This is a genomic window from Variovorax sp. Root434 (assembly GCF_001426595.1).
Lineage (GTDB): Bacteria > Pseudomonadota > Gammaproteobacteria > Burkholderiales > Burkholderiaceae_C > Variovorax.
The window spans coordinates 179,014-200,254 of record NZ_LMEK01000028.1; the positions used below are offsets into that span (position 1 = coordinate 179,014).

Here is a 21,241-nt window from a genome sequence, read left to right on the forward strand (position 1 = left end):
GGCCGGCGACCTCCTCACAGGAAATAATCGAAGTCGCGCTCGTCGCCATGGCGCCGGCGGACCACGAAGATGTGCGCGGGCACGCTGCGCGGATCGAGCCTCACGTAGTGCCAGTCGCCCTGCCAGGTGAAGCGCTGGCCGCTCAGCAGGTCGTGCATCTGGAAGGCCCGCGAGGAAGGAACGCCGACGCTGCCGGGTTCCAGCCCGAGCCAGCCCGACTGCGGCTCGTGCGGATCGAGGTTGACGACGGTGACGATCACATTGAGGCCGTCCGGCGATTCCTTGGCATAGGCCAGCAGCCGGTCGTTGTCGATGTGCAGGAAGCGCAGGCTCCGGTCCCACTGCAGCGCCGGGTTCTCGCGGCGGATGCGGTTCACCCGCGCGATGAAGGGAGCGAGGCTCGCGGGATCGTCGTAGTTCCAGTGGCGCAGCTGGTACTTCTCGGAATCGAGGTATTCCTCGCTGCCGGGTCCGCGCGGCAGGTGCTCGCGCAACTCGTAGGCCGGCCCGTAGATGCCGTAGTTGGCCGCCAGGGTGGCCGCCAGCACGAGCCTGGCGATGAACACCGCGGGCTCGCCGGTCTGCAGCTGCTCGTGCAGGATGTCGGGCGTGTTGGGCCAGGCATTCGGGCGGAAGTAGTCGATGCCGGGGGCGCTCGAAAGCTCGGTGAAGTACTCCTGCAGTTCCTGCTTGGTGTTGCGCCAGGTGAAGTAGGTGTACGACTGCGAGAAGCCCAGCTTCGCGAGCCGGTGCATCACCTTGGGCCGCGTGAAGGCCTCGGCAAGGAAGATGGTGTCGGGGTGTTCGCGCTTCACCTCGCCGATGGCCCACTCCCAGAACGGGAAGGCCTTGGTGTGCGGGTTGTCCACCCGGAAGATGCGCACGCCCTCCCCGATCCAGTGGTCGATCACGCTCTTGAGCTCGGCCCACAGTTCGCGCCATTCCTTGCACTCGAAGTTGAACGGATAGATGTCCTGGTACTTCTTGGGCGGGTTCTCGGCGTACTGCACGCTGCCGTCGGGACGCCAGCGGAACCAGTCGGGATGCTCCTTCACGTAGGGATGGTCGGGCGCGCACTGGAAGGCGATGTCGAGCGCGATCTCGAGGCCGTGTTCCGCGGCGCGTGCAAGCAGCCGCCGGAAGTCTTCGGGGGTGCCGAGCGCCGGAAGGATCGACTTGTGCCCGCCTTCTACCGCCCCGATGGCCCATGGGCTTCCCACGTCTTCGGGGCCGCTGGCGAGCGCGTTGTTGGGGCCCTTGCGCTGCACGCGGCCGATCGGATGGATCGGCGGGAAGTACAGCACGTCGAACCCCATCGCCGCGATGGCCGGCAGGCGTGCTTCCACATCCTTGAAGGTGCCGTGCACGCCCGGCTGGGGGCTGGTGGAGCGCGGGAACAACTCATACCAGGTGCTGAAGCGCGCGCGCTCCCTGTCGACGGCCAGCGGCAGCTCGATGGAGTAGCGCACCTCATGCCGCCTGTCGGGATGGCGGCGCACGAGCGCGGCATATTCCTCGTCGAGCGCCAAGGCCTTGAGCGAACCGATGTCGCAGCCGGGGTCGGCCGCCATGGCGTCGAGCTCGGTCGCCCAGCGCTGGAGCTCGATGCGGTCGGTACCCTCCGCCCGCGCGGCGGCGGCGGCGATTTCGAGCGCACCGATCTGGGCCGCGATGCGTACGTCGGCGGGATCAACGCGCCGCGTGAGTTCGTGGTGCCACGAGTCGAAGGAATCCACCCACGCGACGCAGGTGTAGACGTAGCGACCGAGGGACGGCGGCGAGAACGCGGCTTCCCACACGTCGTTGCCGAGCGGCTTCATCGGTACTTCGCGGAAGTCGGCCTGCTCGTGCGCGCGCCAGCACAGCTGCACCCGCAGCACGTCGTGCCCATCGGTGAAGCAATGCGCGCGAACCCGGACCCGCTCGCCGACCACGCACTTGATGGGAAACCGCCCGTTGTCCACGCATGGCAGGACGGCATCGATCACGGCGCGGACGGCGCCCTTCTCGATGTCTGCCGCCGCGGGTACGGGACGCGTCGCAAAGATGTTCTTCATGAGGCGCTGTGCTCCAGGATCAGCGTGGACAACGGCGGCAGCGTCAGGCACACCGATTGCCTTCGGCCGTGCGAACGCACGGGGGCCGCTTCGACGCCCCCGAAATTGCCCCAGCCGGAGCCGCCGAATTCGGTGGCGTCGGTGTTGATGACCTCGCGCCAATGGCCGCCGAGCGGCACGCCCAGCAGGTAGTTGGTGCGCGGCACCGGGGTCATGTTGCTCACGACGAGCAGCGGCGGACTGCCGTCGCTCGCCTTGCGCAGGAACGCGAACACGCTGGCGTCGGCATCGTCGGCAGCAATCCACTCGAATCCCGGCGACGAAAAGTCCAGCTGATGGAGCGCGGGCGCGCCGCGGTAGACGTGGTTGAGCCGGGCCACCAGGCGCTGCAGCCCGCCATGCCCCTCTAGCTCGCACACCCACCACTCGAGCTCGCCGTCGTGCGTCCATTCACGGCGCTGGCCGAATTCACCGCCCATGAAGAGCAGCTTCTTGCCCGGATGCGCCCACATGAAACCGAACAGCGCGCGCAGGTTGGCGAACTGCTGCCATTCGTCGCCCGGCATCTTGTTGAGCAGCGACCCCTTGCCGTGCACCACCTCGTCATGCGAGAGCGGCAGCACGAAGTTCTCGTGAAAGGCGTACACGAGCGAAAAGGTCAGCTTGTGGTGGTGGTACTTTCGATGGACCGGCTCTTCCTTCATGTACGCCAGCGCGTCGTGCATCCAGCCCATGTTCCATTTCTCGCCGAAGCCGAGGCCGTCCATGTCGGTGGGCCGCGACACGCGCGGCCACGCGGTCGATTCCTCCGCCACCGTGATGGCGTCGGGGTGCTCGCGATAGACCGCCCGGTTCAGCGTCTGGATGAAATCGATCGCCTCCAGGTTCTCCCGGCCGCCGTGGCGGTTGGGAATCCATTCGCCATGCCCGCGCGCGTAGTCGAGATAGAGCATCGAGGCGACGGCATCCACGCGCAGGCCATCGACGTGGTACAGGTCGAGCCAGAACAGGCCGGACGACACCAGGAAGCTGCGCACCTCGGCCCGGCCGTAGTTGAAGATGCTCGAATTCCATTCCGGATGGAAACCCTGGCGCGGATCGGCATGTTCGTAGAGGTGCGTACCGTCGAAATACGCAAGGCCGTGCTCGTCCGTCGGGAAGTGCGAAGGCACCCAGTCGAGCAGCACGCCGATGCCCTGCTGGTGGAGGTGGTCGACGAGGTACATGAAGTCCTGCGGCGAGCCGAAGCGCGCCGTGGGCGCGAAGTAGCCGGTGGTCTGGTAGCCCCACGAACCGTAGAACGGATGCTCGGTCACGGGCATGAGCTCCACGTGCGTGAAGCCCATCTTGTTCACATAGGCGGCGAGCTGGCGGGCGAGCTCCCGGTAGTCCAGGAAGCGCCCGTCGCGGCGGCGCCATGAGCCAAGATGCACCTCGTAGACCGACATCGGGGCGTCGAGCGCATTGCGCGAGCCGCGCGTGGACATCCACTGCGCATCTGCCCATTCGTACGAAAGCTCGCAGATGCGCGACGCGGTCGCGGGTGGCGGCTCGGCACTGAAGGCAACTGGGTCGGCCTTGTCCACCGAGTAGCCGCCATAGCGGGATCGAATGCGGTATTTGTAGGCCTGGCCGATGGCGGCATTGGGTGCATGGCCTTGCCATATGCCGGTGCCATCGGCGCTGGGCCTCAGCGGATCGGCATCGCCGGACCAGTAGTTCCAATCTCCCACCACCGACACCGACTCTGCATTCGGCGCCCACACGGCGAAATGGGCGCCGCCCTCTTTGGAGGGATGGCAACCCAGCACGTCATACAGGCGGGAGTGGGTCCCCTCGCGGAAAAGATGGACGTCTTGCTCGTTCTGGAGTGAATGATTCAACGGCACCGGCAACCCTCGGATTGAAGCCGGCGGAACGATGGTCAAGGAACGACGTCGGTTCCCGCAGGGCTTGGCGCCAATCTGCAGCGAGCCGAGGCCGCGCAGGTACGGCCTGCGCCGCCTCGTCTTGTCGGAGAGTTGCCTGTTCGCCGGGGCTCCGGCTTCGCGCAGCGTGGAGGACATTTGGCATAACGCCTGCTGCCCGCGGCGACGCCGCGCACTGGAAAGGGGCGCTCAGCGCGCAATCGGAATGAGGGGCGGAGGCCTAATGACTTACTGCGCAGTCTTGTCCTGCGGCTGGTCGTGCGGCAGCGGCTCGGCATCGAAACGCTCGAACCCGCAGTAGCAGAGAAAGTGGCGATTGGCGGCTCGACCGAACAGCGTCATGCCGAGCTTGACTGCCAGCTCGTGCCCCATCGCGGTGACGCCATTGCGCGAGACGATGATCGGCACACCCATGTGGGCCGACTTCATCACCATCTCGCTCGTCAGCCGCCCCGTCGTATAGAAGACCTTGTCGCCACCGTCGATGCCATGGACCGCCATCCACCCTGCGATGGTGTCGATGGCGTTGTGCCTTCCGACGTCTTCCACGAACACCAGCATGTCGGTCCCGCGGAACAGCGCACAGCCGTGCACCGACCCCGCGTGCCGATGCACGCTGTTGCGCGATCTCATCAGTTCGAGAATCCGCAGCAGCGTGCTTTGGGCGATGCGCGCCGATTGCGCCACCGGCAGGCGGACGGAGCCGATCTGGGCCATCGCATCGCCGAAAACGGTGCCTTGCCCGCAACCTGTCGTCACGACCCGGCGCGCGGTCTTCTCAATGAGTCTGGCGACGCCGCGATGCGACTTCACGGCGGCCGCATCCACGCTCCAGTCGACATCGATGCTCTCGATGTCGCTTGCGCGCTGGATCAGGTCCTGATTCAGCAGATAGCCCAACACCAGCAACTCCGGCGAGGCGCCCAGGGTCATCAGCGTGACGAGCTCGCGCTTGTCCACGAAAACGGTCAACGGCCGCTCCGCCGGAATATCGATGTCGCGCCGTTCTCCGTGCTGGTCGACGATCTCGATGCGGCGCAACAGCGGGCTGCGCGCCTGATTCAGGCGAGGCGTGCCGGCACGCGTGGATAGCTGTACCGCATCAAAGGCCTGCGGCGCTTCGTCTTCAGGTGGGGTCATGCAGGAATCCTACGCCACCGCACTGCCGCGACATGCCGGATCCGCGGGCCTCCCGTCGAAGGGGATACTTCTCGCAGGCTTTCGTGCCATCGGCTATCGTTCGTTCGATGCCTTCCTCGGACACTCCTGCCGCCAACGGCCGCCCGGCGCTCGACGTCGCGGTGGTCATGCGCCGCGAGCGCCTGCATGGCCCCTCGAGCCACTGGCAGCCCTGGCGCTGGACGCTCGACAGCGTGCTGCCCGACGAGCCCGGCTTTGGCACCGAGCCGCGCCTGCTGCGCAATGACGGCGGCGAGCAGCACTGGCTGCACCCCGGCTTCAAGGTCGAGCTGTTCCGCGACGAGGCCGAGGGCTACCACCTCAACGCGATCACGCCAACGCCGTGCTGGTTCGTGCTGTGGCGCATGGACGAGGAGGCAACGCTCGCGTCCGAGCCCATCCCGCGGCCGGTCGTGGTGACGCTGAGCTACTACGAGGCCGGGCGCTGGCTCGATGCGCAGGAAACCGTGGAACAGGTTCCGGCACCTGCAGAGGTGGTCGACTGGGTACGCGCCTTCGTGGACGAGCACTACGTGATCGAACCCAAACGCCGCCGGCGGCCCGAGAGCTTCCGGTCGCTGGTCGACCGTTTCGGCAACGCCGCGAGCGTGACGACCGAGAAGAAGCGCGGGCGGGGCGCTGGCGATGTCTGAGGGTTTTCTCGGACGGTGGTCGCGCCGCAAGCAGGAGGTGCGGGCGGCCGAGACCGCCGTGGAAGAAAAGGCCCCGCCGGCTGCGCCCACCCCCGTCGCGGAGGCTGCCGCCGCCCTGCCCCCGGAGGGTGAACAGGAAGCTCCGCCACCACTGACGCTCGCCGATGTGGACGCGCTGGGCATCGAGTCGGACTACAAGCCCTTCCTGGCCAGGGAGGTCGCGCCCGAGGTCAAGAACGCGGCCTTGCGCAAGCTCTTTTCCGATCCGCATTTCAACGTGATGGACGGCCTCGACACCTACGTCGACGACTATTCCCGATCCACCCCCGTGCCCGAGAGCGTGCTGCGCCAGATGGCGAGCGCCAAGTTCCTCAAGCTCTTCGACGAGGCACCCGAAGACACTCCCCCGGAAACCCCCGACGCCGACGAGGCAGCGAAAGTGGCACAGTCCAGGGAATGTGAAACGCTTCCCAGCCCGCCGGTTGCCCAGATGCAGCCCGCCAGCCAAGAAACCGATGACCACCACGCTGATTTGCGACTGCAACCAGACGATGCCGCTGGAGCCGAAGACCCTCGGCGCGGCACTGGCTGAAACGCTTCCGCTGCATTCGTCGCTGTGCCGCCGCGAGGCGACTTCCTTCCAGCGCGCCATCCAGTCCGGCGACGAGGTCGTGGTCGCCTGCACCCAGGAAAAGCGGCTCTTCGGCGAACTCGCCACGCAGACGCCCGACGCGACCTCGCCGATCCGCTTCATCAACATCCGCGAGACGGGGGGCTGGAGCCGCGACGCCAAGAGCGCGATGCCGAAAATCGCCGCGCTGCTGGCCGCCGCCAGCCTGCCCGAGCCCGAGCCCGTCTCGACCGTGAGCTACATCAGCCAGGGCCGCCTGCTGATCATCGGCCCGCTCGACGAAGCCGAGCGCGCCGCGGCGCTGGTCGGCGACACGCTCGACGTGACCTTGCTCGCGCAGGGGCCCGGTGCAGTCGGCGGCGCACAGGCGCGCCGCTGGCCGGTGATTGCCGGGCGCATCGATTCGCTCACCGGCTGGCTCGGCGCCTTCACGCTGCACTGGACGCACGACAACGCGATCGACCTCGACCTGTGCACCCGCTGCAACGCCTGTGTCGTCGCCTGCCCCGAGCAGGCCATCGGGCTGGACTACCGGATCGACAACGCGCGCTGCACCTCGCACCGCGATTGCGAGCGCGCCTGCAGCGCGGCGGGCGCCATCGATTTCAGCCGCGAGCCCCAGGCGCTCGATGCGGCGTTCGACCTCGTGCTCGACCTTGGCACCGCGCCGCTTATCAACTGGCACGCGCCGCCGCAGGGCTATTTCCACCTGTCCGGCGGCGTCGCGCATGCCGAGGGCCTGCAGACGCTGCTGCGCGTGCGCGAACTGGTCGGGGAATTCGAAAAGCCCAAGTTCTTCGACTACAAGCAGAAGCTCTGCGCGCACAGCCGCAACGAGGTGGTCGGCTGCAATGCCTGCATCGACGTGTGCTCGGCCCATGCCGTGAGCAGCGACAAGGAACGCCAGCGCATCGTGGTCAACCCGAACCTGTGCGTGGGCTGCGGCGCCTGTACCACGGTGTGCCCGACGGGCGCGCTGGGCTACACCTACCCGCGCGCGCCCGACCAGGGGCTCAAGCTGCGCAAGCTGCTCGCCACCTATGCATCGGCGGGCGGCCGCGACGCCGCGCTGCTGCTGCACAGCCAGGAAGGCGGCCAGGCGCTGCTCGAGCAACTCGGCCGACAGGCGCAGCTCGGCAAGGCGCAGGGCGTGCCGGCGCAGGTGATTCCCGTAGACCTCTTTCATGCGGCCAGCACCGGCATCGACCTGTGGCTGAGCGCGATCGCCTTCGGCGCCTCGCAGGTGGCGGTGCTTTGCACCGGAGAGGAAGCGCCGCAGTACCTCGCGGCACTCAAGACGCAGATGGACATCGCGCAGGCGCTATTGCTGGGCCTGGGCTACACCGGCACGCATTTCCGCGTGATCGAAGCCGACTCGCCCGCCGTTCTGGATGCCGCGCTGGCCAGCTTGCGCACGACCACGCAGCGCGTGCCGGCCACCCCCGCCCGCTTCGCCGTCGGCGCCGACAAGCGCGACCGGCTCGAAATGGCGCTCGACCACCTGATGGGCACGGCGCCCGCCCTGCAGACGCAGCTCGACGCACCGCTGGCTTTCGGGTTGCCGGCAGGATCGCCGCTCGGCGCCATCGCGGTCGACAAGGACAAGTGCACGCTGTGCCTGGCCTGCGTCGGCGCCTGCCCGTCGGGCGCGCTGCTGGACAGCCAGAGCGCGCCGCAGCTGCGCTTCATCGAGAAGAACTGCGTTCAATGCGGCTTGTGCGAGACCACATGCCCCGAAGACGCCGTCTCGCTCCTGCCGCGCCTGCTGGCTGCGCCTGAGCGCAAGCAGCAGGTGCTGCTGAACGAGGCCAAACCCTGGGTCTGCATCCGCTGCAGCAAGCCCTTCGGTACGCAGAAGGCGATCGAGGCCATGCTCGGCAAGCTGGCCGGACATGCGATGTTCCAGGGCGAAGCGCTGGAGCGCCTCAAGATGTGCAGCGACTGCCGCGTCATCGACCTCTACAGTGCCACCAACGAAGTGAAGATCGCCCCGCTATGAGCCAGACCTTTCCCGCCTCTTCCGCACTCGACGAGGAAGTGGCCCGGGCGGAGCTCTACGGCCTGCTGGCGCGGCTCTGGTACGCCGCACCCGATGCCGGGCTGCTGGAGGCCTTCCAGGTGGCGCCCACCGAGGCGCCTGCCGCGGGCGCCTTTCTCGAGGAACCGTGGCGCCAGCTGGTCGGCATCGCGCGCGACACGAGCCCGGCCGCCGCGCACGACGAATACGACGCGCTCTTCGGCGGCATCGGCAAGCCCGAGGTCTTCCTCTTCGGCTCGCACTACCTGAGCGGCTTCCTCAACGACAAGCCGCTCGTGCAGTTGCGCAACGACCTCGACCGGCTGGGCCTGGCGCGCACCGAGGCCACCTACGAGACCGAGGACCACATCGCCTGCCTGTTCGAGGTCATGCGCTACCTGATCGCCGGCGAAGACGCAGCGGTCGCCAACCTCACGCAGCAGCAGGCCATCTTCTCGAAGCACATCCAGCCCTGGCTGCCAGCCCTGTGCGAGGCCGTTTCGCAGCATCCGAAGGCCCGGTTCTACGCGGCGCTCGCCGTCTTCACGCGCGCGTTCGGCGACGTCGAGACGCAGGCCTTCGACATGCTGGCCTGAGGCCACGGAACGCAAGGGCTATCCAGGTTGCTCACCGGTTGCTGCTGGTCTAGTATTTGTAAGGGCGGACGGGTTTCCCTTCTCTCGTCGGGCCCAGCCACTCCGGGAGTCAGCATGCAGGACAGCCAAAATACCGGCCTCAAGCCGGCATCCCGTCGGGGATTCTTCCTCGGTGCCGCAACGGCCGGCGTCGCCGCAGTGGCCGTCACGGCGCTTCCGAAGGTGGTCGAGACGCCCGTCGCCGCCCCCTCCCCCCTGCCACCCGCGCCTGAAAACGGCGGCGGCTATTCCCTGAGCGAGCACGTCAAGCGCTACTACGCGACCGCTTCAGCCTGAGGAGTACCTGTTGTGCTTCTGACCAGAAAATCCCCAGGCACCGCGAGTCAACCTGCCTCCGGCGCGTCCAACCACGCGTCGCCCTTCGTCCACAGCCTTCGGCGCGGCCTCGCGAACGCGCTGCCGACGATGGACCGGCGCGCCTTCCTGCGGCGCTCCGGCCTCGGCGTCGGTGTGGGCCTTGCCGCCAGCCAGCTCACGCTGATCCAGAAGGCCAAGGCCGCCGACGGCAAGCCCGCGGCCATCGGCGCCGGCAAGATCGAGGTGAAGCGCACCGTGTGCTCGCACTGCTCGGTCGGCTGCGCGTCCGACGCCGTGGTCGAGAACGGTGTGTGGGTCCGGCAGGAGCCCGTGTTCGACTCGCCCATCAACCTCGGCGCCCACTGCGCCAAGGGCGCCGCGCTGCGCGAACACGGCCATGGCGAATACCGCCTGCGCTACCCGATGAAGCTCGTCAACGGCAAGTACGAGCGCATCAGCTGGGACACCGCGCTCGACGAAATCGTGGCCAAGCTCAAGGAGCTCACCAAGGCCAGCGGGCCCGACGCGATCTACTGGATCGGTTCGAGCAAGCACAGTAACGAGCAGTCGTACCTGCTGCGCAAGTTCGTGAGCTTCTTCGGCAGCAACAACTGCGACCACCAGGCGCGCATCTGCCACTCGACCACGGTCGCAGGCGTGGCGAATACATGGGGCTACGGCGCCATGACCAATTCGTACAACGACATGCGCAACGCGAAGGTCGCGATGTACATCGGCTCGAATGCGGCCGAGGCGCACCCCGTGAGCATGCTGCACATGCTGCACGCCAAGGAACACGGCTGCAAGATGATCGTGGTCGACCCGCGCTTCACCCGCACCGCGGCCAAGGCCCACGAATACGTGCGCATCCGCTCGGGTTCGGACATCGCGTTCCTGTTCGGCATCCTGCACCACATCTTCAAGAACGGCTGGGAAGACAAGCGCTACATCAACGATCGTGTCTACGGCATGGACGAGGTGCGCGCGGACGTCATGAGCAAGTGGACGCCCGACAAGGTCGAGGAGGCCTGCGGCGTCGGCGAAGCCCAGGTATTGAAGATCGCGACCATGCTGCACGAGAACCGCCCCGGCACCGTGGTCTGGTGCATGGGCCAGACGCAGCACACCATCGGCAACGCCATCGTGCGGGCTTCGTGCATCCTGCAGCTCGCGCTCGGCAACGTCGGCACGTCGGGCGGCGGCACCAACATCTTCCGCGGACATGACAACGTGCAGGGCGCGACCGACGTCGGCCCGAACCCCGATTCGCTGCCGGGCTACTACGGCCTGCTCGAAGGGTCGTGGAAGCACTTCGCCGCCACCTGGGGCGTGGACTTCGAATGGATCAAGGGCCGCTTCGCATCGCCCGCGATGATGAGCAAGCCCGGCATCACGGTGTCGCGCTGGATCGACGGCGTGCTCGAGAAGAACGAGCTGATCGACCAGGACTCGAACCTTCGCGGCGTCTTCTACTGGGGCCATGCGCCCAACTCACAGACCCGTGGCCTCGAGATGAAGCGGGCAATGGACAAGCTCGATCTGCTGGTGGTGGTCGACCCCTATCCGTCGGCCACGGCCGCGATGGCCGCTATGCCGGGCAGGCCCGAAGACGCCAATGCGAACCGCGCGGTCTACCTGCTGCCCGCGTGCACGCAGTTCGAAACCAGCGGATCGGTGACGGCGTCGAACCGGTCGGTCCAATGGCGCGAGAAGGTGATCGAGCCGCTGTGGGAAAGCCGCAGCGACCACATGATCATGCAGCAGTTCGCCGACCGGCTGGGCTTCGGCAAGGAGCTCAGCAAGAACTACAAGATGCAGAAGGTCAAGGGCATGGACGAGCCCGTGCCGGACGACATCCTGCGCGAGATCAACAAGTCCTGCTGGGCCGTCGGCTATTCGGGCCAGAGCCCCGAGCGGCTGCAGGCGCACATGCGCAACATGGCCGCCTTCGACGTGCGCACGCTCAAGGCCAAGGGCTCCGTCAAGGACAAGGTCAACGGCTACGACATCTCGGGGGACTACTTCGGACTGCCCTGGCCCTGCTACGGCACGCCCGAGCTGAAGCATCCCGGCTCGCCCAACCTCTACGACACGTCCAAGCACGTGATGGATGGGGGCGGCAACTTCCGCGCGAACTTCGGTGTCGAGCGCAATGGCAAGAACCTTCTGGCCGAAGACGGCTCGTACTCGCTCGGTGCCGACATCACCACGGGCTATCCCGAACTGGACCACATGTTGCTCAAGAAGCTCGGGTGGTGGGACGAGCTGTCCGACGCCGAGAAGCCCAAGGCGGAAGGCAAGAACTGGAAGACCGACAGCTCGGGCGGCATGATCCGCGTGTTCATGAAGAACCACGGCTGCCACCCCTTCGGCAATGCCAAGGCGCGGGCCGTCGTGTGGAATTTTCCGGATGGCATTCCGCAACACCGCGAGCCGCTCTACGGCACGCGCCCCGACCTGGCCGCGAAGTACCCGACCCACGACGACAAGATGGCCTTCTGGCGCCTGCCCACGCTCTACAAGACCGTGCAGCAGAAGAACATTGCCGACAAGATCGCCGAGAAATTCCCGTACATCATGACCTCGGGCCGGCTCGTCGAGTACGAGGGCGGCGGCGAGGAAACGCGCTCCAACCCCTGGCTGGCCGAGCTGCAGCAGGAGATGTTCATCGAGATCAATCCGAAAGTGGCGGCCGAGAAGAACATCCGCAATGGCGAGCGCGCCTGGGTGCACACGCCCACCGGCGCCAAGCTCAACGTGCAGGCTCTGGTGACCGAGCGCGTCGGGCCCGACACGGTGTTCATGCCCTTCCACTTCTCGGGCCGCTGGCAGGGCCAGGACCTGCTCGCCTACTACCCGAAGGGCGCGGCGCCTGTCGTGCGCGGCGAGGCCATCAACACCGGCACGACCTACGGCTACGACAGCGTCACCATGATGCAAGAGACCAAGACCACGGTCTGCAACATCGAGAAAGCTTGAGGAATCACCATGGCAAGAATGAAATTCGTCTGCGATTCCGAGCGCTGCATCGAGTGCAACGGCTGTGTCACGGCCTGCAAGAACGAGAACGAGGTGCCCTGGGGCGTGAATCGCCGCCGCGTGGTCACGCTCAATGACGGCCTGCCGGGCGAGAAATCGATCTCGGTGGCCTGCATGCATTGCTCCGACGCACCCTGCATGGCGGTGTGCCCCGTGCAATGCTTCTACCGCACCGAGGAAGGCGTGGTGCTGCACGACAAGGACGTGTGCATCGGCTGCGGCTACTGCTCGTACGCCTGCCCCTTCGGCGCGCCGCAGTTCCCGTCGCAAGGCACCTTCGGCGCACGCGGCAAGATGGACAAGTGCACCTTCTGCGCCGGCGGCCCCGAAGCCAACGGCTCCGAAGCCGAGTTCGAGAAGTACGGCCGCAACCGCCTGGCCGAAGGCAAGCTGCCGGCCTGTGCCGAGATGTGCTCGACCAAGGCGCTGCTGGCCGGCGACGGCGACGTGGTGGCCGACATCTTCCGCACCCGCGTCGTGCAACGCGGCACGGGCGCCGAAGTCTGGGGCTGGGGCACGGCCTATGGCTCGCAGCAGGCCGGCACACCGACCACCGGAGGCACCAAGTGAAGCGCGCGGTCGCGACCCTCGTCGTGCTCGCTTCGGGCGCGATGCTGCTTGCGGCCTGCACCGAGAAGCCGCAGACGAACGCGGAGGGCGTCAAGCACGATGCAGTGCCCTGGAGCGGCACCGGCACGCAGGCCAACACCGGCACGGCCTTCACCGCGCCCGGCTGGAAGGTGGGCGACAAGACGGCGTGGGAGCAGCAGATCAAGGCTCGCTCCAACGGGCAGAACGAGTACATCCGAGAAAACTGAACCGGAGGCCGCATGAGCGTCACCATTCGCACCGGGCGGGCGTTCCACGCGCTGTTGGCGACCGCGCTCCTGGGCTGTGCGGCGGTGGCGCTGGCCCAGGACGCCAACCCGGCCGCGAGCGGCGCCGTCGCGGCTTCGCCCGCCCCTGCTTCGCCTGCTTCCGCTTCCACCGCTTCCACCGCCGCTGCCGCACCGAAGGCCGAGGGCGGCATCCGCAGCCAGAACATCTTCGAGGTCAAGCCCGAGGCCAGCGCCGACCCGAACTACCTCAACCAGACCAACGGCGAGCGCAACAAGGTGCAGCCCGGCAACAACGCGCCGATGTGGCGCCAGGTGAGCGGTGGCGTCACCGGCTACAGCAGCCTGCCCGTGAGCGAGGCGCCCGAGGCCGGCAACCTGATCCAGCGCTTCGTGCAGTACCCGGGCTCGCGCTTCACCAACGCGGGCGAGGCCTGGCGGCAGGTGCGCAACAACTGGATCATTCCGTACGGCGCGGCGCTGCTCTTCGTCGTGCTGCTGGCGCTGGCCATCTTCCATTTCACGCGCGGGCCGATCCGCCTGCACGGCGCCGAGACCGGACGCAAGATCGAGCGCTTCACGCCGTTCGAGCGCGCCACGCACTGGTCGAACGCGCTGGCCTTCGTCACGCTCGCGCTGTCGGGCATCGTGATGGCCTTCGGCAAGTTCTTCCTGTTGCCGGTGCTCGGCAGCGCGCTGTTCGGCTGGCTCACCTACATGCTCAAGACCGTGCACAACTTCGTCGGGCCGCTGTTCGTCGTGACCACGCTGTTCATGATCTTCACTTTCATCCGCAGCAACTGGCCGCGGGCGGAAGACCTCGCCTGGCTGCGGCACGGCGGCGGCCTGTTCGGCGGCAAGGAGCCCGCGTCGCACCGCTTCAACGCCGGCGAGAAGGCCGTGTTCTGGGGCGGCGTGCTCTTTCTGGGCAGCATCGTCATCGGCTCGGGGTTGTTCCTCGACAAGCTGTTGCCCGGCTTCGTCTACACGCGCGGCGAGATGCAGATCGCGCACATGGTGCATGCGGTGGCCACGCTGCTCATGATGGCGATGATCCTGGGCCACATCTACATCGGCACGCTGGGCATGACCGGCGCCTACAAGGCGATGCGCGAAGGCTATGTCGACGAGACCTGGGCGCGCGAGCACCATCGCCTCTGGTATGACGACATCGAGGCCGGCAAGATCCCGGCGCAGCGCTCGGCGCCCCCCGACGCATCGGACCCGGCACGGCCGGCGACCGCGCAAGGAACCTCTGCATGAAGCACACGCTGACTCTTCTCTGCGCGCTGGCGCTACCGCTGGCTGCATCGTCCGTTTTCGCCAAGCTTCCAGCGCCCACGCCAGAAGCGCAGGCGAAGGCCGCCGAGACTGCGGCCCGCACCGCATGGAGCGCCAAGACCGACGCCTACCTGCTGTGCAAGGCACAGGACCAGGTCGCAGCCAAGTACCGCGCCAGCGCCCAGTCCGCAGGCAAGCCGGTACCGGCCGCGGCGACCACACCGCCCTGCGTGGACCCGGGCCCTTACGCCGCGGCGCCCGCGGGCGAAACCAAGCCCATCGAAGCCTCGGGTGCACATTCCCCGGCCACCACGGCTGCATCGCCGCCCAGTACGAACCAGCCTTCGGCACAGACCCATCCCGCACCCAAGAATTAAGTCAGCCGCCCCGCGCACGCGCGGGCGATACTGAAACTGATGCCCCCACCCGAACGAACTGCCTCGACCGATGTGCGCATGCGCGGCTTCACCCAGCGCGCAGAGGTTCCCGACGCGCTCGCCTGGATCGACGCCCACACGCCGCTGCTGCCGGGCGAAACCGTGGCGGTTGAAGAGGCCACGGGACGGGTGCTGCTGCATGAGGTGATCGCACCCATCGCGGTGCCCGAATTCGACCGCTCGGCCATGGACGGTTATGCGCTGCGCGGCGGCGAGACCACGGGGGCCGGTGAATACAACCCGTTGGAATTTCCGATCGCGGGCCATGCCTGGCCCGGCCGGCCTTTCGATGGCGCCGTGCCCGCGGGCGCAGCCATCCGCATCATGACCGGCGCCCCGGTACCGCTGGAACTGGATGCCGTGGTGCCCGCCGAGTACGCGAGCGAGCAGGACGGGCGCCTGGCCATCACGCGGGCCGTGGCGCCGGGCCAGCATGTGGGCCACGTCGGCGAGGACATCGCGCGCGACAGCACCGCACTGGCCGCAGGCCGACGCCTTCGCCCGCAGGACGCCGGGCTGGCCGCTTCGCTGGGCCAGGCGCAGTTGCAGGTGGTGCGCAGGCCCCGCGTGCGGCTGCTCGTGACCGGCAATGAAGTGCGGGCGCCCGGCACGCCCAAGGGGCCCTTCGACATCTACGACGCCAACTCCGTGACCTTGCACGGCCTCGTGGCGCGCGACGGCGGCCTGCTCGAGTCGCATCAGCGCCTGGGCGACGACCCGCAGGTCATTGCGCAGGCACTGGCGGCGCCCGGTGCCGACGTGGTGCTCATCTCCGGCGGCTCCAGCGTGGGTGCCGAGGACCATGCGCCACGCCTGCTGGCCGAACTCGGCGAGCTGGCCATCCACGGCATCGCGATGCGGCCCTCCAGTCCGGCCGGCATGGGCCGCATCGGCGATACGCTGGTCTTCCTGCTGCCCGGCAACCCCGTCTCCTGCCTGTGCGCTTACGACTTCTTTGCCGGGCGTGCGATCCGCCGGCTCGGCGGCCGGTCTGCCGACTGGCCCTATCCCAAGACACGCGCAACCGTGGCGCGCAAGATCGTCTCCCAGGTCGGACGCGTCGACTACGTGCGCGTGAAGATCGGCGAAGAAGGCGTGGAGCCAATCGCGCTGTCTGGCGCGTCCATGCTGAGTTCGACCACGCGGGCCGACGGCTTCGTGATCGCCCCTGCCGAAAGCGAAGGCTTCGGGGCCGGCACCGAAGTCACTGTTCATCTTTACGAGTGCCTGTGAAACCCCAATCGCAATTTCTCGATGTCGTCACGCGCGACGAGGCCGAGCGCCGGTTCCGTGAACACCTCAAGCTCACGCCACTGGGTCGCGAGACCGTTCCCCTGCACGAGGCGCTGGGCCGTGTGCTGGCCGAAGACGTGGTCGCCGCGATCGACGTGCCTGGCTTCGACCGTTCCAACGTCGATGGCTTTGCCGTGCAGGCCGCCGACACCTGGGGGGCAATGGAAGAACAGGCCCGCCTGCTGACGCTCGCCGACGAGACCCTGGCGCCCGGCATCGTGCCGCAGCGCGAAGTGACGGGCGGCCATGCGACGGCGATCGCCACGGGCGGCATGCTGCCGCGCGGCGCCGATGCAGTGGTGATGGTGGAGCACACCGATGCCGAGGACGGCCGGGTGCAGATCCGCCGCGCGGCCACCGAAGGCGAGAACGTCAGCTACGCCGGCACCGACATCGCGCGCGGCGAAACCGTGCTGCGCGCCGGCCAGCCCCTGAGCTCGCGGGAGATCGGCGTGATCGCGGCACTCGGCCTGGCCGAGGTGAGCGTGTACCGCAAGCCGCGCGTGGCCATCTTTTCCACAGGCAACGAAATCGTCGCACCCGGCGCGCCGCTGCCCACGGGCGCGGTGTACGACTCCAACGCCGCCATCATCGGCGCCGCCGTCGAGGAACTGGGCGGCCAGCCCGTGCGGCTGGGCGTGATTCCCGATGACGAGGCCGCGCTGTCGGCCGCGCTCGCGCAGGGACTGGCCTGCGATGCCGTGGTCTTCTCGGGCGGCACTTCCAAGGGCGAAGGCGACCTCTCCTACCGCGTGGTCGCCGCGCTCGGCGATCCGGGCGTGGTGGCGCACGGCGTGGCGCTCAAGCCCGGCAAGCCGGTGTGCCTGGCGGTCACGGGCGGCAAGCCGGTCGTGATCCTGCCGGGCTTTCCGACCTCGGCGGTCTTCACCTTCCACGAGTTCCTGGCACCCGTGATCCGCGCCTTCGCCGGCCGGCAGCCGGAGCGGCGCGAGCATGTGGACGCCAAACTGCCGATGCGCGTGAACTCCGAGCGCGGCCGCACCGAGTACCTGCTCGTGGGCCTGGTGCCCACCGACCAAGGCCTCGCGGCCTACCCGATGGGCAAGGGCTCGGGCTCGGTCACCACGTTCAGCAGTGCGGACGGGTTCATCACCATCGGCCAGCACACCGAGATCGTCGATGCCGGCGCGCCCGTGCAGGTGCAGCTGCTGGGCCAGGGGCTGGACGCCGCGGACCTGATCCTCATCGGCAGCCATTGTGTGGGCCTGGACTGGCTGGGCGGGGAGCTGGTGCGCCAGGGCATCCGCATCAAGGCCATGAACGTGGGCAGCACGGGCGGGCTGATGGCCGCCCGGCGCGGCGAATGCGACGTGGCGGGCATCCACCTGATGGACCCGGCCACCGGCGTCTACAACCGGCCACTGCTCACGCAGGAGCTGGACCTGATTCCGGGCTATGGCCGCATGCAGGGCATCGTCTATCGCCCGTCGGACGTGCGCTTCGAAGGGCGCGATGCCGCCGCGGCCATCGCCGCCGCGATCGCCGGACCCGGCTGCACCATGGTCAACCGCAATGCAGGCAGCGGCACGCGCATCCTCATCGACCGCCTGCTCGGCAGCGCCAAGCCGCCCGGCTACGGCGTGCAGACCAAGTCGCACAACGCGGTGGCCGTGGCCGTGGCGCAGCAGCGCGCCGACTGGGGCTTGGCCATCGACACGGTTGCACGGCAGTACGGCCTGGGCTTCATCCCGGTGCAGGAAGAGCGCTACGACTTCGCGGTGCCCAAGGCACGCCGCGAGCGCGCGCCCGTGCAGGCGTTCATTGCCTTGCTTCAATCGGCCGCCGCACGCGAGGCGCTGAGCCGACTGGGCTTTCGCGTCGATCCCGCTGCCTGACCCGCAGGACGGCATCCTCAGCTTCCAAGGACCCACACTATGACGATGGCCTCGCGCAGACGCCTCAACTTCCTCGCCCTCGCCGCTGCCCTCGTCGGCACGCTGCTCGCGCCGATCGCCCAGGCGCAAGAAAAGTTCATCGTGCTGGCCTCCACCACCTCGACCGAGCAGTCCGGCCTGTTCAAGCACCTGCTGCCGCAGTTCACGAAAGCCACGGGCACCGAGGTGCGCGTGGTGGCCGTGGGCACGGGCCAGGCGCTGGACATGGCGCGCCGCGGCGATGCCGATGCGCTGTTCGTGCATGACCAGCCCGCCGAGGAGAAGTTTGTCGCGGAGGGCTTCGGGCTCCCGCGCCGCGCGGTCATGTACAACGACTTCGTGCTGATCGGCCCGAAAACCGACCCGGCCGGCGTGCGCGGCAAAGACATCGCGGCCGCGCTCAAGCGGCTGGGCGCCACGGGCGGTGCGTTCGTTTCGCGCGGCGACAAGAGCGGCACCCACGCGGCCGAGCTGCGCCAGTGGAAACTGGCGGGCATCGACCTCGCGGCCGCCAAGCCCGCCGGCTACAAGGAGTGCGGCTGCGGCATGGGCCAGGCGCTCAACATCGCCGCTTCCACCAATGCCTATGTGCTGTCCGACCGTGGCACCTGGCTCAACTTCAAGAACCGCGGCGACCTGGGCATCGTGGTCGAGGGCGACCGGCAGCTGTTCAACCAGTACGGCGTGATCGTCGTGAACCCGGCCAGGCATCCGCACGTCAAGAAAGACCTGGCGCAGGCGTTTTCCGACTGGGTGGTGTCGAGCGACGGGCAAGCCGCGATCGCCTCGTACAAGATCGGCGGCGAGCAGCTCTTCTTCCCGAACGCGAGCCAGTGAACGGTGGCCCAGTCGATGGATGGGCCGCGTGATGAGCATGGCCTCGCGCTTGCATTGAGAGCCGTCCTTCGATGAACACCATGACCGAAGGCTGGGCACTGGCCTGGCAACTCATCACAAACGCCGACCCCGAACTCGTACGCATCACGGCGCTCTCGCTGCAGGTCAGCGCCACGGCCTGCGCGATTGGCGCGCTGTTCGGCCTGCTGCTGGGCGCCTGGCTGGCAGTGGCGCGGTACCCGGGGCACGCGCTGGCCGTGTGGTTGGTGAACACGCTGCTCGCCCTGCCCGCCGTGGTGGTGGGCCTGCTGGTGTACCTGCTGCTCTCGCGCTCGGGACCGCTGGGCGAACTGGGAATCCTGTTCACGCCTTCAGCGATGGTGGTGGCACAGAGCGTGCTCGTCACGCCGCTGATCGCCGCCCTGTCACGCCGGCTCGTGATGGCGGCCCTGGCCGATGGCGGCGACCAGTTGCGCTCCCTGGGCGCCGGGCCGCTCACCACCTCGCTGCTGATGCTGGTGCACGACCGGATGGGCGTGGCCACCGTCCTGCTCACGGCCTTCGCGCGGGCCATTGCCGAGGTCGGGGCCGTGATGATCGTGGGCGGCAACATCGCCGGCGTCACGCGCGTGATGACCACCACCATCGCACTTGAGACCAGCAAGGGGAATCTTGCGCTGGCCTTGGCGCTGGGCATCGTGCTGCTGGCGGTGGTCGGCGCGGTCAACGGCGCCATCGGCCTGCTGCATTGGCTTGCCACACGCCCGCTGAGCGCCGCCCCTCAGGTGACGCCGCATGCGGCGCCCCGGACACCCGCTCCTCGCGCCCCTCGCACGCCGCTTGCCACCGAGGCGGCGCCTTTGATCCGGGCCGACCGGGTCACGGTGCGCTTCCGCTCGTTGACGGCGCTGAACGACGCATCGCTGACCGTGCGCCGAGGCGACCGGCTCATCCTCATCGGAGCCAACGGATCGGGCAAGACCACGCTGCTGCGGCTGCTGCATGGACTTTTGCCCTGCGAAGGTCGCTGCGAATCCTTGCCGCTGCAACCCGAAGGCCGCCTTCCGCGAGGGGCCATGCTGTTCCAGCGCCCCTTCCTGTTGAGCCTCTCGGTATGGCGCAATGTCTGGGTGGGCCTCTGGCTTTCCGGCGTGCCGGCGTCCGAGCGCAGCGAGCGCTGCCGCCAAAGCCTGGCAAACGTGGGCCTGCTCGAACACGCCGAGCGATCTGCTCGTTCGCTTTCGGGCGGACAGCAGCAGCGCCTTGGCCTCGCACGCGCCTGGGCGCTGCAGCCGGACATCCTGTTCCTGGACGAGCCGACCGCCAGCCTGGACCCCGGCGCCAAGAATGAAATCGAGGCTCTCATCGAGGAGGTCGCCAACAGCGGCGTGACGATCGTGATGAGCACCCACAACCTCGGGCAGGCCAAGCGCCTCGCCACGCGCGTGGCCTATCTGCATGCTGGACGGATCGTCGTCGAGCGCCCCGTGGCGTGCTTCTTCGACGCAGAGGATCTGCCCCCCGAGGCCGCCCAGTTCCTTCAGGGCGAACTCGGCTGGCGCCTGCGGCCGTAGCGCTCCTCCACGCGCAGGTCAATCGCCGGCGTTCCTCAGGGCACGACGGTCGAGCTTGCCAGTGAGCCCAGTGGGCAAAGCGTCGAGGATATGAATGGCTTTGGGAACCTTGTAGCCGCTCATCTGGCAGTGCTCCTTCAGATGCACCTTGAGATCGTCCGAAGTCACTCCGGAGGCCTTCAAGACGACATACGCGACGATCCGCTGCCCGAAATGCTCATCGGGGTGCCCGACGACCGCGCAGGCGGAAACTCCCGGATGAGTCAAGACTTGAGCTTCAATCTCTTCGGCGTGACCGAACGGCTACTTCAGAAGTTTGACGAGGCGTTTCTCGCCGATCGACCCCGGGTGTTTTCGCGGTTGCCTGAGTGTGGCTGGGCAGCGAGGTCGAGCCGCGCGCGCCAGGGATCGGCCGGTGCCCGCAACCGCTCTTCCAAGCACTACCTACGTCTTCCTGTGAGGCGCCGGCCGAATGGCGGGTTTGGTCTGGGCCGGTGACACAGCGGACGTTGTGGCACTTCCAAGCAAGTGATGGCGCCGCGCTGCAATCGGCAACGGCTTTGTTCCGAGAGACTGGGGGCCTCAATAGCCCACCTCCACGGAGACACGAAATGCCCGTCATTGTTTGCGA

At 67.8% G+C, this 21,241-nt stretch carries 18 protein-coding genes; 14 read left to right on the forward strand and 4 right to left on the reverse strand.

The genetic code is table 11. The features are described from left to right. Positions 1–14: 14 nt before the first annotated feature. The 3 genes from ASD05_RS28340 to ASD05_RS28350 form a co-directional block, all read right to left on the reverse strand. A complete protein-coding gene (locus ASD05_RS28340; RefSeq protein ID WP_056599845.1) occupies positions 15–2,057 on the reverse strand; it encodes an alpha-1,4-glucan--maltose-1-phosphate maltosyltransferase in 2,043 nt (680 codons plus the stop codon). Next, a complete protein-coding gene (glgB, locus tag ASD05_RS28345; protein ID WP_056599939.1) occupies positions 2,054–3,946 on the reverse strand; it encodes a 1,4-alpha-glucan branching protein GlgB in 1,893 nt (630 codons plus the stop codon). Before glgB ends, ASD05_RS28340 begins: the two co-directional genes overlap by 4 nt. A 267-nt stretch (positions 3,947–4,213) precedes the next feature. Then, positions 4,214–5,125: a formate dehydrogenase accessory sulfurtransferase FdhD gene (locus ASD05_RS28350; RefSeq protein ID WP_056599850.1), complete on the reverse strand. Its 912-nt coding sequence runs from the start codon at positions 5,123–5,125 to the stop codon at positions 4,214–4,216. Positions 5,126–5,232: 107 nt separating this feature from the next. Here ASD05_RS28350 and ASD05_RS28355 point away from each other — a divergent pair, with 107 nt between their 5' ends. The 14 genes from ASD05_RS28355 to ASD05_RS31005 all read left to right on the forward strand — a co-directional run bounded on the left by ASD05_RS28355 (position 5,233) and on the right by ASD05_RS31005 (position 20,610). Next, positions 5,233–5,817, forward strand: coding sequence for a DUF3305 domain-containing protein (locus ASD05_RS28355; protein WP_056599854.1), 585 nt, complete (start codon positions 5,233–5,235; stop codon positions 5,815–5,817). Then, complete coding sequence (locus ASD05_RS28360; RefSeq protein ID WP_056599857.1) at positions 5,810–6,409, forward strand: DUF3306 domain-containing protein; 600 nt, start codon at positions 5,810–5,812, stop codon at positions 6,407–6,409. Before ASD05_RS28355 ends, ASD05_RS28360 begins: the two co-directional genes overlap by 8 nt. Next, positions 6,369–8,447: a 4Fe-4S dicluster domain-containing protein gene (locus ASD05_RS28365; RefSeq protein WP_056599860.1), complete on the forward strand. Its 2,079-nt coding sequence runs from the start codon at positions 6,369–6,371 to the stop codon at positions 8,445–8,447. The genes ASD05_RS28360 and ASD05_RS28365 overlap by 41 nt, the downstream gene beginning before the upstream one ends. Next, positions 8,444–9,061, forward strand: coding sequence for a molecular chaperone (locus tag ASD05_RS28370; protein ID WP_056599863.1), 618 nt, complete (start codon positions 8,444–8,446; stop codon positions 9,059–9,061). The genes ASD05_RS28365 and ASD05_RS28370 overlap by 4 nt, the downstream gene beginning before the upstream one ends. Before the next feature lie 114 nt (positions 9,062–9,175). Continuing rightward, positions 9,176–9,397, forward strand: a complete 222-nt coding sequence (locus tag ASD05_RS28375; protein ID WP_056599866.1) for a hypothetical protein — start codon at positions 9,176–9,178, stop codon at positions 9,395–9,397. 12 nt (positions 9,398–9,409) lie between these two features. Then, on the forward strand, positions 9,410–12,397 hold the full coding sequence (locus ASD05_RS28380; protein WP_056599869.1) for a formate dehydrogenase subunit alpha: 2,988 nt from the start codon (positions 9,410–9,412) through the stop codon (positions 12,395–12,397). Positions 12,398–12,406: 9 nt separating this feature from the next. Continuing rightward, on the forward strand, positions 12,407–13,027 hold the full coding sequence (gene fdh3B / locus ASD05_RS28385) for a formate dehydrogenase FDH3 subunit beta (RefSeq protein WP_007832884.1): 621 nt from the start codon (positions 12,407–12,409) through the stop codon (positions 13,025–13,027). After that, complete coding sequence (locus ASD05_RS28390) at positions 13,024–13,275, forward strand: hypothetical protein (RefSeq protein WP_414930073.1); 252 nt, start codon at positions 13,024–13,026, stop codon at positions 13,273–13,275. The genes fdh3B and ASD05_RS28390 overlap by 4 nt, the downstream gene beginning before the upstream one ends. Positions 13,276–13,287: 12 nt before the next feature. Next, positions 13,288–14,556, forward strand: a complete 1,269-nt coding sequence (locus ASD05_RS28395) for a formate dehydrogenase subunit gamma (RefSeq protein ID WP_056599873.1) — start codon at positions 13,288–13,290, stop codon at positions 14,554–14,556. Next, a complete protein-coding gene (locus ASD05_RS28400; protein WP_056599876.1) occupies positions 14,553–14,951 on the forward strand; it encodes a hypothetical protein in 399 nt (132 codons plus the stop codon). Before ASD05_RS28395 ends, ASD05_RS28400 begins: the two co-directional genes overlap by 4 nt. Positions 14,952–14,990: 39 nt before the next feature. Further along, positions 14,991–16,244: a gephyrin-like molybdotransferase Glp gene (gene glp / locus ASD05_RS28405; protein WP_056599879.1), complete on the forward strand. Its 1,254-nt coding sequence runs from the start codon at positions 14,991–14,993 to the stop codon at positions 16,242–16,244. Beyond that, positions 16,241–18,160, forward strand: coding sequence for a molybdopterin biosynthesis protein (locus ASD05_RS28410; protein WP_056599883.1), 1,920 nt, complete (start codon positions 16,241–16,243; stop codon positions 18,158–18,160). Before glp ends, ASD05_RS28410 begins: the two co-directional genes overlap by 4 nt. 39 nt (positions 18,161–18,199) lie before the next feature. After that, complete coding sequence (locus ASD05_RS28415) at positions 18,200–19,036, forward strand: extracellular solute-binding protein (protein WP_082572477.1); 837 nt, start codon at positions 18,200–18,202, stop codon at positions 19,034–19,036. A gap of 71 nt (positions 19,037–19,107) precedes the next feature. Next, entirely contained in the window at positions 19,108–20,610 is a 1,503-nt protein-coding gene (locus ASD05_RS31005; RefSeq protein WP_056599887.1) for an ABC transporter permease, read from the forward strand. 18 nt (positions 20,611–20,628) lie between these two features. On the opposite strand, the gene ASD05_RS28425 is transcribed toward ASD05_RS31005, so the two are convergent. Next, the gene (locus tag ASD05_RS28425; RefSeq protein ID WP_268810560.1) at positions 20,629–20,892 is read right to left on the reverse strand and encodes an AMP-binding enzyme; all 264 of its coding nucleotides are present in this window, start codon (positions 20,890–20,892) and stop codon (positions 20,629–20,631) included. Positions 20,893–21,241 lie beyond the last annotated feature (349 nt).